Here is a 13299-nt window from a genome sequence, read left to right as displayed (position 1 = left end):
CTCATGACCCGACAGGTGCGAATAATCGGCGTCCCGATGGACCTCGGCGCGGACCGACGCGGCGTGGACATGGGGTCGTCTACCATCCGATACGCCGGTCTGGCGGACGAACTCGAAGCCCTCGGCGTCGAAACGACCGACGCGGGCGACTTGCCGGTCCCGCGGGCCGAGGAGCGAGACCCGGAGACCGAGCAGCCCACTCAGGGGTCGGCCAAGTTCCTGCGCGAGACCTCGGAAGTGTGTACGAACCTCGCCGACGAAGTGGCCGACACGCTCGACGCGGGCCAGTTCCCGCTGGTGCTCGGCGGCGACCACTCCATCGCCATCGGAACCGTGACGGGCGCGGCCCGCGACGCCGACCTCGGCGTCATCTGGTTCGACGCGCACGGCGACTTCAACACGCCGACGACCTCGCCGTCGGGCAACGTCCACGGGATGCCGCTGGCGGCGCTCCTCGGCATCGGCGACTTCGCCGACACCGAGTGGGCCAACGCTCCGAACCTCCGCGAGGAGAACGTCGCAATCGTCGGTCTTCGGAGTCTGGACGACGCCGAGCGCGAGGCGATTCGAGAGAGCGACGTGACCGCCTACACCATGTCCGACATCGACGAGCGCGGCGTCAAGCCCGTCGTGGAGGACGCGCTGGACGTGGCGACCGACGGCACCGACGGCATCCACGTCAGCCTCGACATGGACTGGCTCGACCCCAAGGTCGCGCCGGGCGTCGGGACGCCGGTCCGGGGCGGCGTCAACTACCGGGAGGCCCACTCCGCGCTGGAGACGGTCGCCGAACGCGACGAGGCCGAGGGAATCCTGCGGACGCTCGAAGTCGTGGAAGTCAACGCGATTCTGGACGAACACAACGAGACCGCGGAGTTGGCGACCGAACTGGCCGCGAGTGGACTCGGAAAGCGCATCCTCTAACCGGACACTCGGTTGCTCGCCTTCGACGACGCTGCGTAGTCCTGTATTGCTTAAAGACAGTAAATTATTTCCTTTAGAAGTTCCTTCACTTGTTTAAGAACCATATATTTGGTTATCCCGGTAACTCACGTCGGGAACAGGCCCCGTGAAAATCGTGCTCGGTGTTCGCGAAACTCCGTTTCGGTGTACTACGCCGACCGACTCGCAGTTTGCATGCTGCGGTACGCCAGCACCGCGCCGACCACGAACACGATAACTGCGACGTAGATAGGACCGAGATGCGTCACCCAGTCGTGGGCGAAGAAGTCGAAGTAGTGCATCGGGAGCGCGATGGCGAGCGACACGACGGGAACGGCGACTGCAGTCGCCCACGCCCACAGTTGGCCACTCCGAACGCCGTACCAGGCGAGTGCCACGACGCCGATGCCAGCCCCGATGAGCAGTCCGGAGACGGCGACGTGGAGATGGCTGATGTAGTGTAGCATCTCCGGATTGCTCGCGGCGAGGTCGGCTCGGGTGACGCCACCGATGGTACTGACGCCCAACTCGAAGCCCGACCCGAAGAACGTCCGATAGAGGAACACTACCCCGTAGCCGACGAACCCCAATCCGGCGACGGCCATCAGGACCGCGCCGTTGCGGAGACCGGTACTCGCCTCGAACGTTTCGCGTTGGCCGACCACGGCTTTCGCCACCATAGTTAATCAACTATGATGAAGGTCACCGGTCAGCATAACGGTTCTGGATACCGTCCGTACGGGGTCGTTCAACGGTAAACGCCAGTCTCGGCGAGAGTAAGCGAATCGACACACCCAAGTCACCTCCCCGAGCCATCACGTCACGTGACCTACTACGACGCCATCCTCTTCGACAACGACGGCGTGCTGGTCGAACCCCCGGCCGACGAGACCCTGCGTCGGGCGGCCGAATCGGCCTTCCGAGCTGTGGGGGTCGATTCGCCCGACGACGAACACGTCGCCGACGTGTTGCGCGGCGTCACGCCCGAGAGTCTGGAGGCAGTCTGTCGGCCCTACGGTCTCGACCCGGAGACGTTCTGGCTCGCGCGTGACCGCCACGCCTCGGAGGCCCAACTCGCCGAGTTCCGCGAGGGCAAACGCGGGCGCTACGACGACGTGTCCGCCATCGAGAGCCTCGCCCACGACTTCGGTATCGTGAGTTCCAACCAGCACGCGACCATCGAGTTCGTCCTCGACTTCTGTGAGTTCGCCGACTGGGTCGACACCTACTACGGCCGCGAACTGGGCGTCGAGAGCTTGGACCGCAAGAAGCCCGATCCGCACTTCCTCGAACGCGCAATGGCCGACCTCGGTGCCGACTCGGCGCTCTACGTCGGCGACAGCGAGAGCGACGTGGAGGCGGCCCGGCGCGCGGGACTCGACTCGGCGTTCGTCCGGCGCGACCACTGTGCGGGCGTCGAGCTATCGGTCGAACCGGACTACGAAGTCACTGACCTGCACGAAGTCGCGAAAATAGCGAACGGCGGGTAGTTACTCGGCGCTCTCGGCGGGTTCGGCTCCCTCGTCGGGTTCCGCGCTTTCCGCGGACTCGTCGGGGGTTTCGGCGGACAGCACGTCCACGCTCGCCACGCTGTCGTCGGCTTCGAGTTCCATCACTTTCACGCCCATGGTGTTTCGGCCGACCTCGGAGATGTCGGCCGCCCGGATGCGCATAATCTGACCGTCCTCGCTCATGATAACGAGGTCGTCGTCCGGGTCGACGGCCTTGACCGACGTGACGCCTCCGTTCCGGTCGCCGGTCTTGATGTCGACCAGACCGTAGCCGTACCGCGACTGCTTTCGGTACTCGGGAAGCAGCGTCCGTTTGCCGTACCCTCGTTCGGTGACGGTCAACAGCGCTCGGTCGTCGTCGTTCGTCGCCGTGACCATCCCCGCGACCGCGTCGTCGTCGCGCAACTTGACCCCGTTGACTCCTTTGGTTCGCCGACCGGTCGCGGTGACCTCCGACTCGTCGAACCGAATCGCCATCCCGTTCCGAGTGGCGATGAGCAGGTCGGTCGTCCCGTCCGTCACCTTCACGTCCACGAGCTCGTCACCCTCCTCCAGTTTGGCGGCGATGATGCCGGTCGAGAGGATGTTGTCGAAGTCGCTAGCGACCGTCCGGTTGACCATCCCTCGGCGCGTGACCATCGCCAGATACTCGTCGTCCTCGAAGTCGTCGGTGTTGACGACCGCGGTAATCTCCTCGCCGTCGTCAAGGTCGAGCAGGTTGATGGCCGACTTGCCCCGGGCGGTCCGGGACATCTCGGGGATCTCGTAGGTCTTCAGGCGATAGACCTGCCCCTGGTTCGTGAAACAGAGCAGGTAGTCGTGGGTGTTGGCCCGGAACACCTTCGACACCCGGTCGCCCTCCTTGATGTCGCCGCCGATGATGCCCTTGCCGCCGCGGTTCTGAGCGTCGAACTGGGAGACGGGCATCCGCTTGACGTAGTCCTGTTCGGTGACGACCACGACCACGTCCTCCTCGGCGATGAGGTCTTCGCGGGTCACTTCGTCGGTGTTCTCGATGAAACTCGTCCGGCGGTCGTCGCCGTACTCGTCTTTGACCTCCAGTAGCTCCTCCTTGATGACCGAGAGGAGTTCGGATTCGTCGCCGAGGATGGTCTCGAGGCGTTCGATGCGGGTCTCGACCTCCTCGTATTCGGCTTCGATTTCGGCGGTCTCCATCGAAGTGAGACTCCCCAACTGCATCCGGACGATGTGGTCGACCTGCTCGTCCGAGAAGTCGTAGGCGTCCTGCAGATCGGCCTTGGCCTCGTCGCGGTCCTGGGCCTCCTGGATGATGTCCACCACGTCGTCGGCGTTTTCGAGCGCCGTGAGTCGGCCTTCGAGGATGTGAGCGCGGTCTTCGGCCTCGTCGAGTTCGTGCTGACTCCGGCGCCGGACGACCTCCTTCCGGTGGTCGAGATAGTGTTCGAGCGTCTCCTTTAGCGACAGCACCTTGGGTTCGCCGTCCACCAGTGCGAGGTTGATGACGCCGAAGGTCTTCTCGAGGTAGCCTTCGAGGAGTTGGTTCTTGACGACCTCGGTCATCGCGTTCTGCTTGAGTTCGACAACGACTCGGATGCCGTCGCGGTCGGACTCGTCGCGGAGGTCGCGGATTCCTTCGAGCGACCCGTCGTTGACCGCGTCGGCTATCTTCTCTATCATCCGGGCCTTGTTGGTCTGGAACGGGAGTTCAGTGATGACGATGCGGTCGCTCCCCGTCTCGCGCTCCTCGACCTCGAACTCCGCTCGCATCCGGATTCGGCCCCGCCCCGTCTTGTACGCGGCGTGGACCGCGTTCCGACCGACGATGTTCGCGCCGGTCGGGAAGTCCGGTCCCTTGACGTGTTCCATCAGGTCCTCGACGGTCGCGTCGGGGTTCTCGATGAGTTCGACGGTCGCGTCGACGACCTCGCCGAGGTTGTGCGGCGGGATGTTCGTGGACATGCCGACCGCGATGCCCGACGAACCGTTCACCAGCAGGTTCGGGAAGGCCGACGGCAGCACCTCCGGTTCCTGTAAGCGGTCGTCGTAGTTCGACTGCCAGTCGACGGTGTCCATGTCGATGTCGGACAGCAACTCCTCGGCGATGGGAGCCATTCGGGCCTCCGTGTACCGCATTGCGGCGGCGGGGTCACCGTCGATGGACCCGAAGTTCCCCTGTCCGTCCACGAGGGGGTACCGCATCGAGAAGTCCTGTGCCATCCGGACCAGCGCGTCGTAGATGGACTTGTCGCCGTGCGGGTGGAAGTCACCCATGGTGTCGCCGACGATGTTCGAGGACTTGCGGTGGCTCGCACCGCTGGTGATGCCCGACCGGTGCATCGCGTAGAGGATGCGCCGGTGGACGGGTTTCAACCCGTCGCGCACGTCCGGCAGCGCACGTCCCGCGATGACCGACATCGCGTAGTCGATGTAGCTCTGTTCCATCTCGTCCTCGACGCGGACGTTCCGTACTCGCTCTGCGACCTCGTCGGGGAGGTCGGGTGTGTCCGTACTCATATCAGATGTCAACCCAGTCAGCTTCGCTGGCGTGTTCTTTGATGAACTGTTTTCGCGGTTCGACGGCATCGCCCATCAGCACGGAGAACATCTTGTCCGCCGCGGCGGCGTCCTCGATGGTGACCTGCTTCAGGATGCGGTTCTCGGGATTCATCGTGGTCTCCCACAGCTGTTCGGGGTTCATCTCTCCGAGACCCTTGAACCGCTGGACCTGCGTGGGGTTGCCGTCACACTCCTCTTCGATGATGCGTTCGCGCTCCTCCTCGGTCATGGCGTCGTAGGTCTCGCCGCGGTAGCGAATCCGGTACAGCGGCGGTTGGGCCGCGTAGACGTAGCCCGCTTCCAGCAGGGGCTTCATGTACCGGTACAGGAGCGTCAGATAGAGCGTCCGGATGTGGGCTCCGTCCACGTCCGCGTCCGTCATGATGATTATCTTGTGGTAACGGGCGTCCTCTATCTCGAACTCGTCGCCGATGCCCGTGCCGAGTGCGGTGATGAAGTGACGAATCTTGTCGTTCTCCAGCACGCGGTCGAGTCGGTGCTTTTCGACGTTCAGCACCTTGCCGAACAGCGGAAGGATGGCCTGAAACTCGCGGTCGCGGGCTTGCTTCGCGCTTCCACCCGCCGAGTCGCCCTCGACCACGAACAGTTCCGACTTGGTCGGGTCGCGCGACTGGCAGTCCGCGAGTTTGCCGGGGAGCGCAGTCGATTCCAGCGCGTTCTTCCGGCGGGTCAGTTCCTCGGCCTTCTTCGCGGCCTTCCGGGCCTTCGCGGCCTCGGCGGCCTTCGAGACGATGGCCTCGGCGGTCTGGGGGTTCTCCTCGAAGTAGGTCGAGAGCCCCTCGTGAATCGCCGACTCCACGATGCCTCTGACCTCGCTGTTGCCGAGCTTGGTCTTGGTCTGGCCCTCGAACTGCGGGTCGGGGTGTTTGACCGAGATGACTGCGGTCAGACCTTCGCGCACGTCTTCGCCCTTGAGGTTCTCGTCCAAGTCGCCCAAGAGGTTGTTCTCGTTGGCGTAGTCGTTGACGAACCTGGTGAGGGCGGTCTTGAACCCGGTGAGGTGGGTGCCGCCTTCGCGGGTGTTGATGTTGTTGGCGAAGGCGTGAATCGACCCCTGGAGTTCGTCGGTGGCCTGCATCGCCACCTCGACCTGGATGTTCTGGTCTTCGTCCTCGAAGTAGATGACCTCCTGATGGAGCGGCGTCTTGGTCTCGTTGAGATACTCGACGAACTCCCGAATGCCACCCTCGTACTCGAACGTGTCGGACTTTCCGTCCTCGCCGCGCAGGTCCGACAGCGAGATACCTACGCCGGAGTTGAGGAAGGCCAGTTCGCGCAGGCGACTCTCGAGCGTCGAGTAGGCGAACTCGGTGGTCTCGAAGATGTCGCTGTCGGGCCAGAACCGAATCTCGCTGCCCGTCCCTTCGTCGGGTTCGAGGTCTCGAACCCGCTCCAACGAGGTGGCGGGTTCGCCCTGCTCGAACTCCTGATGCCAGAGTGCGCCGTCGCGCTTGACCTCGACTTCGAGGCGTTCCGAGAGGGCGTTGACGACGCTGACGCCGACGCCGTGGAGGCCGCCGGAGACCTGATACGACTTGTTGTCGAACTTCCCGCCAGCGTGGAGGACGGTCAGAATGACTTCGACTGCGGGCTTGTCGTACTCCTCGTGGGTGTCCACGGGGATGCCACGCCCGTCGTCCGAGATGGCGACCGACCCGTCGTCGTGAATACTCACATCAATCGAGTCACAGTAACCGGCGAGGGCCTCGTCGATAGAATTGTCAACGACTTCGAACACGAGGTGGTGTAACCCTCGTGCGTCGGTAGAACCGATATACATCGCCGGGCGTTTCCGAACTGCCTGTAAGCCTTCGAGAACCTGGATTTGCCCGGCCCCGTATTCGCTTTCCTGACTCATAAAACCTGATTCAGGGTAGCAGTTCCTTCCTGATAAATCCCTCGCACGCGCGCGCATGAAAAGAATGTCAAAAATACGAGAGGGCGGGAAGGATCGTGATAATCAGTCGCCGGTCACGTCCACTTGGTCGAGATTTCCCACCTCCTCGATAGAGATGCCACCGGTCAGTTCGCGGTAGGGGTACGGCATGTCGACGCCGCGGGCGTCGAACCGCTCTTTGACGCCCTTCACGTGGTCGGAGAGGACTTGCTTGAACTTCCCGCGGCCGGGGTCCGCTATCCAGATTCTGGATTCGAGTCCGACGTAGGAGTCGGCGAGTTCGGCGGTCCGGACCGACGGTTCGGGGTCGTTCAGGACTTCGGGAATGGACCGGGCGTCTTCGAGGATGACGTCGGCGGCCTCGTCGATGTCGTCGTCGTACCCGATGCCGAAGACGAACTGGAGGCGGAGACGATCGTTCGCCATCGCGTTCTTGACCGCGTTGTTGGCGAGTTCTGAGTTCGGAACCGTGACGACCTCGTTGTTGAACGTCTCGACCTTCGTCACTCGGAGGTCTATCTCCCGGACCACGCCCGTCGTGTCGTCCCACTCTATCCAGTCGTCGACCTCGAAGGGCTTGTCCTTGAGGATGAACACCCCGGCGACGAAGTTGGCCACGATGTCCTGGGCCGCGAATCCGAGCGCCAGCGCCAGCGCACCGCTTAGCGTGGCGAACGCCGCCAGAAAACTCCCGAACCCCGCGACCGTGAAGGCGACCGCGATGGCGACGAAGAAGGCCAGCGCACCCGCAGTCGTGGTCGCCAACTGGACCACCGTCCGGTCGAACCCGCGGACCGACAACGACCGCCGGACGAGTTTCACCAACAGGTATCGCCCGACGAAGTAGACCACCGCGAAGGCGACGACGAATGCGACCACGTCCCAGAGCAGGTCGCCGAACTGGGCCAGAAACTCCGGGAGGGAGGTCGGCCAGTCGAGTTGCTGTAGCGGTATCATGCTCGTACCAGTTCGTCGACATTCTATAAAGGAGTTTGGACCGAAACGACCAGTTACGGCAGAGAGCCCCGCGGAACGTGGGAGTCCTCTCGATTAGGCCCGGTCGCTTCCCGGCGAGGCCAGATCGCTCGACCGGACCCCCACGGCCGGAGAGTCGCACGTCCGCCGATCGTTCCCCGAACGATTATGACGGTGACAGTCGTGACCTTCGACGGAAACGATGGGGGAGACACGACGAGAGTTCTTACGAGCAACGGGTGTGAGTGCGGTTGGACTGACCGGAGCAGTCGCCACTAGCGCGGCCCAGTCCGGGGGGGTCGGCCTGCTCCTGAACTGGAAACCGAACGGGCTTCACGTCCCGTACTACGCCGCGAAGGCGAGGGGGTACTACGACGAACAGGGCGTGAACCTCGCCGGAATCGAGAGCGGCCAGGGGTCGGACTTCGCGGCCAAGCAGGTCGGGCTCGGCAACACGGAGTTCGCCGTCACGAGCGCCGACCAGATGCTCAACGTCAACACGCGAGGCCTCTCGCCGCGGTCGGTCGGGGTCGTGATGCAGAAGAGTCCGGTCGTGGTGTTCACCACCCGCGAGACCTTCGGCGGCGAACTGACCAGCGCCGACCAACTCGCGGGCAAGACGGTCGGCACCGGACCCGGCATGGTCCGGGTTCTCACGAAACTCCTGCTGGAGGAGAAGGGCGTCCTCTCGGACGTGGAACTCGTGGACACCGGGTTCGACACGGTACAGCAGTTGCTCGGCGGCGAAGTCGACGCCGCGGGCGGGGTCTTCGCCGACGCAGTAGTCGCGCGACGGGAGGCCGGGTCGGTCTCGTCGATTCCGGTCGCCGAGACGATTCCTTCCTACGGCCACGTCGTGGGCACGAATCCGGACTTCGCCGACCGAAATCCCGAGACGGTCCGGGGCTTCCTGAACGCGACCGCCCGCGGCGCGGCGTGGGCGACCGACAACCCCGGCCGGGCCACCGAGATGCTGGTCGAGGCGAATCCGGCCCTCTCCGAGACCGCCGACACCCAGCGGGCCAAGTGGGTCGAGATGGCCAGCCAGTACGTCCTCTCCCGGACGGTTCGCCAGCAGGGATGGGGCTGGAGCGAGGCGCGACCGTGGGAGACGACGTACCGGGCTCTGCGTGACGCCGACCTCCTCGGCGGCGAGACCGACCCCTCGTCGGTCTGGACCAACGAGTATCTCGACACGGACTACCAGTACGTCGGACGGTACGCCGAGACCGTCTCGCCGCCCGAGACGGCGACTTCCGGCGGAACCGCTTCCGGCGAAACCACTTCCGGGACCACCTCCGACAGTCGGAACTGATGACCTCCGACTCGTCGGGGTCCGAGTCGCGCACGCCCGCCTCCGAGTCGCAGGCATCTGACTCGCCCGCGTCCGGCCCGCCCCCGCAGGCGTCCGACGCGGGCGGGCCGCGTTCGGCCGCGAGTGCGTCGCGCTCGGTCGCGTCCCGCGCGTCTGCGCTCGCCGCGCGAGTCGGTCCGCCGGTCGTCGTGGCCGCCCTCGCGCTGGTCGCGTGGTGGTGGGCCGCCCGGACCGCCGCGGTCCCCGACGTAATCTTCCCGAGTCCGGCAGACGTCGCCGCGTCGCTCGCCGACCACTGGCCCGCGCTCGTCGGGGCCGCGGGAGTCACGGCGCTCACGGCGGGCCTCGGAATCGTCGGTGGCGCGCTCGTCGGCGCGGCGCTCGCGGTGGCGATGTCGGCCTCCGAGACGACTCGGGCGGTGGTCCGGCCCTACGTGGTCGCGCTCCGGGTCGTCCCAGTCGTCGCGGTCGCGCCACTTCTCTTCCGGTGGTTCGGCGACGGCGTGCCCGCCCGCGCCCTGCTCGCGGCCGCGCTGGCCGTCTTCCCGGTGACGATAGCGACCTATCAGGGACTGGCCGCGACGCCCGACGAGTATCTCGCGCTGGCGCGCTCGGTCGGCGCGTCGTCCGCGGCGCAGTACCTCCGTGTGCGACTCCCGGCCGCGGCCCCGCAGGCGTTCGCGGGGCTGAAGATAGCGGCCGCCGCGGGCGTCGTCGGTGCGGTGGTCGCGGAGTTCCTCACCCTGAAGGCCGGAATCGGCTACCGGGTCTTCCGGGCCTCCACGCGACTCCAGACCGCCCGGATGGTGGCCGCGCTGGGCGTGCTGGCGGTGTTGGGCGTCGGGTTCTACCTCACTCCCACGTTGGTCGAACGTCGGGTGGAGTGGAACTAGCGCCACGAAACCCAGTTTTCGACCGCCGCGACCGCTCCGTACACCGCCATCCCCTCGGCGAAGAGGACGACCACGGCCGCCAGCACCGCGTCGGTCTGGACGTTCTCCGACCCGACGAGGACCAGATAGCCGAGTCCCGCGTCGGTCAGAATCCACTCGGCGACCACCGCGCCGACCACCGCGAGCGCGGCCGACTGCTTCAGTCCCGCGAAGACCGAGGGGAGCGCGGCCGGAATCCTGACGAAGAGGAACGCGCGGAGGGGACCGGCCTCGACCGACCGGAGCAGGTCGAGATACTCGTCGGGCGTCTCCCGGAGACCGGACGCCGAACTCACGAACGTCGGGAAGAAGGCCACGAGCGCGACGAACGCGAGGGCGGTCCCCGCGCCGGTCCCGAGGTAGACCAACAGGAGCGGCGCGACCGCGATTTTCGGCAGGACGCGCGCCGTGACGAGGTAGGGCGAGAGCGCGCGCCGGAGGACGGTCGAGTGGACGACCACCGCGGCCGCGCCGAATCCGGCGAGGACGCCCGCGGTCCCGCCCGCGAGAATCGTTCGGAGCGTCGTCGCCGCGTTCCAGGCGTAGAGACCCGGCCGACCCGCGAGTCGGGCGGCGACTGCGGCGGGCGTCGGGAGCAGATACGCCGGAACGCCGAACAGGACGACCACCGACCACCACGCGAGGATTCCGACGACCAGCGCGGCCGCCGGGAGCGAGAGATTGGCTGCCGGGATTCGGTCTGCGTGGCTCATGGTCGGTCGCGGGTCATCGCAGTTCGTACCCCTCGTGGAGCGCGGTCCGGACGCGCGCGACCTGCTCCTGGAACGCCGTAGTGCCGTACACCGACTCGTCGCGCGGGCGGGGCAGTTCCACGTCGAAGACGCCCGCTATCTCCCCGGGTTGGTCGCTCATCACGACGCACCTGTCGGCGAGGAAGACGGCCTCGGGGACGCTGTGAGTGACGAACACGACCGTCTTGCGCTGGTCGCGCCAGACCCGCCGGACCTCGACGCCCATCTCCTCGCGGGTGAGTTCGTCGAGTTCGCCGAAGGGTTCGTCCATCAGCAGGACCGACGCCCCGAGGTGGAGCGCCCGCGCGATGGCGACCCGCTGGGCCATCCCGCCCGAGAGTTCGGCGGGCCGGGCGTCCTCGAACCCCGCGAGACCGACGGTAGCGAGCAGTTCGCGCGCCCGTTCACGGTCGGGCGACTTCCCCACCATCTTCCGGAGGAAGACGACGTTTTCGAGCGCCGACTTCCACGGCAAGAGCGCGTGCTGTTGGAAGACGAACCCGAACTCGCCCGCCCGTCGCGCGCGCTCCGGCGGGGAGCCACCGACCCGGACGGTGCCCGCGGTCGGGTCCTGTAGCCCGCCGACCGTCCGGAGCAGGGTGGTCTTCCCGCACCCCGAGGGACCGATGACCGTGACGAACTCGCCCTCGCTCACTCGGAGGTCCACGTCCGCCACGGCCCGAACCTCCTCGAAGTCCACGGTCACGCCGTCCAATCGAATCGCGGTCTCGCTCCGTTGGCTCCGCTCGCGCCCCGATTCGTCCGTCGCTCGCGCACCGGTTTTGTCTCCCCCCATCGAGTTCGTGGAACGTAACGACCCCGAGCCATAGGTGATTTACGCCCGCGACGACGTCGCTACCGCCGCCAGCACGCCGACCGTTCCGAGCGCGAGTCCCCCGAGCGATTGGAGCCACGTGTGCGCGCCGAGAACCGGTCTGTTGAGGACCATCACCGTCGGAATCGAGAGCAACGGCCAGAACCGCCGGTCCGAGAGCGCGAGCAACAGCGTCGGGACGAGCGTGAACGTGACGTGTCCGGAGACGTTCCAGACCGGTGCGACGAGCGCGTACGGGACCGCCGTCAGGGAGACGGCGACTCCCGCAGTGCTGACGGTCGCTCCCCACGAGTTCGCCGACCAGACGTACCACAGGAGCGCGCCGCCGACGAGCAACGAGACAGCAGTCACCAGATTGATTCGCCAGTCGGACCCGGCGGTGAGCCGCGTTACTGGCGGTTTGCGAACGAGCAGGTAGACCGCCAGCGGGACGACCGCGACGAGTTCGACGCCGAGCAGGGTGCCGATTCTGACCACGAGACTTCGGACGTGGGTACGGTCGGTCGCCCACTCGCGGTAGACGAGCAGGAGTAGCGTGACGGCGAGAACTACGCCCGGATGGAAGAGGTACTGATAGATGCGCATGAACTCCCGGAGAAGGCTCATCGGTTCGGCGTACGTCGCGCTCCGTCAACTATCTGATGGGGGTCCTCCGTGATGGGGTGGTTCCGGGCCCCTACTCCTCTCACGTCTTTAAAATAGAGATGCGAATCAGAAACCGTCCCAGTCTGACGGTTCTCGGACGAAGATTTATAAATAGACTGGCGAAGCGAGTTTACGTGAACCGGCCCAAGACGGGATGCATGCCTTCTGCACTATTCGTGGTCAGCGAAGAGGGGTACTGGGGAGAAGAGTGCGTCGAGCCGCTTCAGACGCTCGACGATGCGGGGTTCGACGTGACGGTCGCCACGCCGAGCGGGTCGCCGCCGGTCATCGACCCGACTTCGACCGACCCGGACGCTCAGTTCGTAGACGAGGAGACCGCCGAGCGGGTGAAACAGGCGCACGAGAACGACGAGCGCCTGAACGACCCGACGCCGATCGCGAAGACCGACGCCAGCGACTACGACGCCGTCGTGTTCCCCGGCGGCCACGGTACGGAGTGGGACGTGAACCAGGACAAACACGCCCGCCAACTCCTCCGCGAGGCAGTCGAAGGGGACGACGGCAAGGCGATGGTCGTCTGCCACGCGGTCGCACTGCTGGCGTTCGCAGAAGGGGAAGACGGCGAACCCATCGCCGCGGGTCGAGACGTGACGGGGTTCCCGAACGAGTGGGACGAGGCCATCGTGGACGAAAACGACGTGTTGCCCGACGGCCGGAAGATGCCCTACTGGGTCGAAGACGAGGTGAAAGCCGCGGGCGGTAACTGGGACGCCGAAGTCGATTCGGACGTGAGCGTGAAAGTGGACGGCGACCTCGTGACGGCACGAGGTCCGGCGTCCTCCCGCGAGGGCGCGACGACGCTACTGGACGAACTCGGCGTCGAAACCTCGGCCTGAACTCGACGTTTTCGAGTTACCCGCGGTCGCGTTTCGAGCTAACCACGACTGCGCATCGGTCAACCGGTACTGATTCTAA

General features: G+C 65.7%; 12 protein-coding genes. 5 read left to right on the top strand and 7 right to left on the bottom strand.

Annotated elements, in window-relative coordinates:
* Window positions 1–3 precede the first annotated feature (3 nt).
* Window positions 4–924, top strand: coding sequence for an arginase (gene rocF, locus E2484_RS20770; RefSeq protein WP_137287105.1), 921 nt, complete (start codon window positions 4–6; stop codon window positions 922–924).
* A gap of 188 nt (window positions 925–1112) precedes the next feature.
* On the opposite strand, the gene E2484_RS20765 is transcribed toward rocF, so the two are convergent.
* Window positions 1113–1622 (bottom strand): hypothetical protein, encoded by a 510-nt coding sequence (locus tag E2484_RS20765; protein WP_137287104.1) that lies wholly within the window; start codon window positions 1620–1622, stop codon window positions 1113–1115.
* A gap of 144 nt (window positions 1623–1766) precedes the next feature.
* Between E2484_RS20765 and E2484_RS20760 the strand changes: the two genes are divergently transcribed.
* Window positions 1767–2432, top strand: coding sequence for an HAD family hydrolase (locus E2484_RS20760; protein ID WP_137287103.1), 666 nt, complete (start codon window positions 1767–1769; stop codon window positions 2430–2432).
* Here E2484_RS20760 and gyrA read toward each other — a convergent pair whose 3' ends face one another.
* The 3 genes from gyrA to E2484_RS20745 form a co-directional block, all read right to left on the bottom strand.
* Window positions 2433–4949: a DNA gyrase subunit A gene (gyrA, locus tag E2484_RS20755; protein ID WP_137287102.1), complete on the bottom strand. Its 2517-nt coding sequence runs from the start codon at window positions 4947–4949 to the stop codon at window positions 2433–2435. It abuts the gene before it with no gap.
* A 1-nt stretch (window position 4950) separates the two neighbouring features.
* The gene (gene gyrB, locus E2484_RS20750; RefSeq protein ID WP_137287101.1) at window positions 4951–6870 is read right to left on the bottom strand and encodes a DNA topoisomerase (ATP-hydrolyzing) subunit B; all 1920 of its coding nucleotides are present in this window, start codon (window positions 6868–6870) and stop codon (window positions 4951–4953) included.
* A 102-nt stretch (window positions 6871–6972) separates the two neighbouring features.
* Window positions 6973–7866, bottom strand: a complete 894-nt coding sequence (locus E2484_RS20745) for a mechanosensitive ion channel family protein (RefSeq protein WP_137287100.1) — start codon at window positions 7864–7866, stop codon at window positions 6973–6975.
* A gap of 259 nt (window positions 7867–8125) precedes the next feature.
* Here E2484_RS20745 and E2484_RS20740 point away from each other — a divergent pair, with 259 nt between their 5' ends.
* Window positions 8126–9199 (top strand): ABC transporter substrate-binding protein, encoded by a 1074-nt coding sequence (locus E2484_RS20740; protein ID WP_321112850.1) that lies wholly within the window; start codon window positions 8126–8128, stop codon window positions 9197–9199.
* Complete coding sequence (locus E2484_RS20735; protein WP_137287098.1) at window positions 9199–10092, top strand: ABC transporter permease; 894 nt, start codon at window positions 9199–9201, stop codon at window positions 10090–10092. The genes E2484_RS20740 and E2484_RS20735 overlap by 1 nt, the downstream gene beginning before the upstream one ends.
* On the opposite strand, the gene E2484_RS20730 is transcribed toward E2484_RS20735, so the two are convergent.
* Genes E2484_RS20730 through E2484_RS20720 form a run of 3 tightly spaced genes read right to left on the bottom strand, consistent with a single transcriptional unit; the run spans window position 10089 to window position 12324 of the window.
* Complete coding sequence (locus E2484_RS20730; protein WP_137287097.1) at window positions 10089–10844, bottom strand: ABC transporter permease; 756 nt, start codon at window positions 10842–10844, stop codon at window positions 10089–10091. The two genes, E2484_RS20735 and E2484_RS20730, sit on opposite strands and share 4 nt — an antisense overlap.
* A gap of 13 nt (window positions 10845–10857) precedes the next feature.
* On the bottom strand, window positions 10858–11679 hold the full coding sequence (locus E2484_RS20725) for an ABC transporter ATP-binding protein (RefSeq protein ID WP_137287096.1): 822 nt from the start codon (window positions 11677–11679) through the stop codon (window positions 10858–10860).
* A gap of 39 nt (window positions 11680–11718) precedes the next feature.
* Window positions 11719–12324, bottom strand: coding sequence for a phosphoesterase (locus E2484_RS20720; protein ID WP_137287095.1), 606 nt, complete (start codon window positions 12322–12324; stop codon window positions 11719–11721).
* A 197-nt stretch (window positions 12325–12521) separates the two neighbouring features.
* Between E2484_RS20720 and E2484_RS20715 the strand changes: the two genes are divergently transcribed.
* The gene (locus E2484_RS20715; protein ID WP_137287094.1) at window positions 12522–13220 is read left to right on the top strand and encodes a type 1 glutamine amidotransferase domain-containing protein; all 699 of its coding nucleotides are present in this window, start codon (window positions 12522–12524) and stop codon (window positions 13218–13220) included.
* The last annotated feature ends 79 nt before the right edge of the window (window positions 13221–13299 follow it).

It is taken from the genome of Halorussus salinisoli, assembly GCA_005239435.1.
Classification (GTDB): domain Archaea; phylum Halobacteriota; class Halobacteria; order Halobacteriales; family Haladaptataceae; genus Halorussus; species Halorussus salinisoli.
The sequence above is the reverse complement of the archived record's forward strand: the minus strand, read 5'-3'. Positions and strand labels throughout refer to the sequence as shown.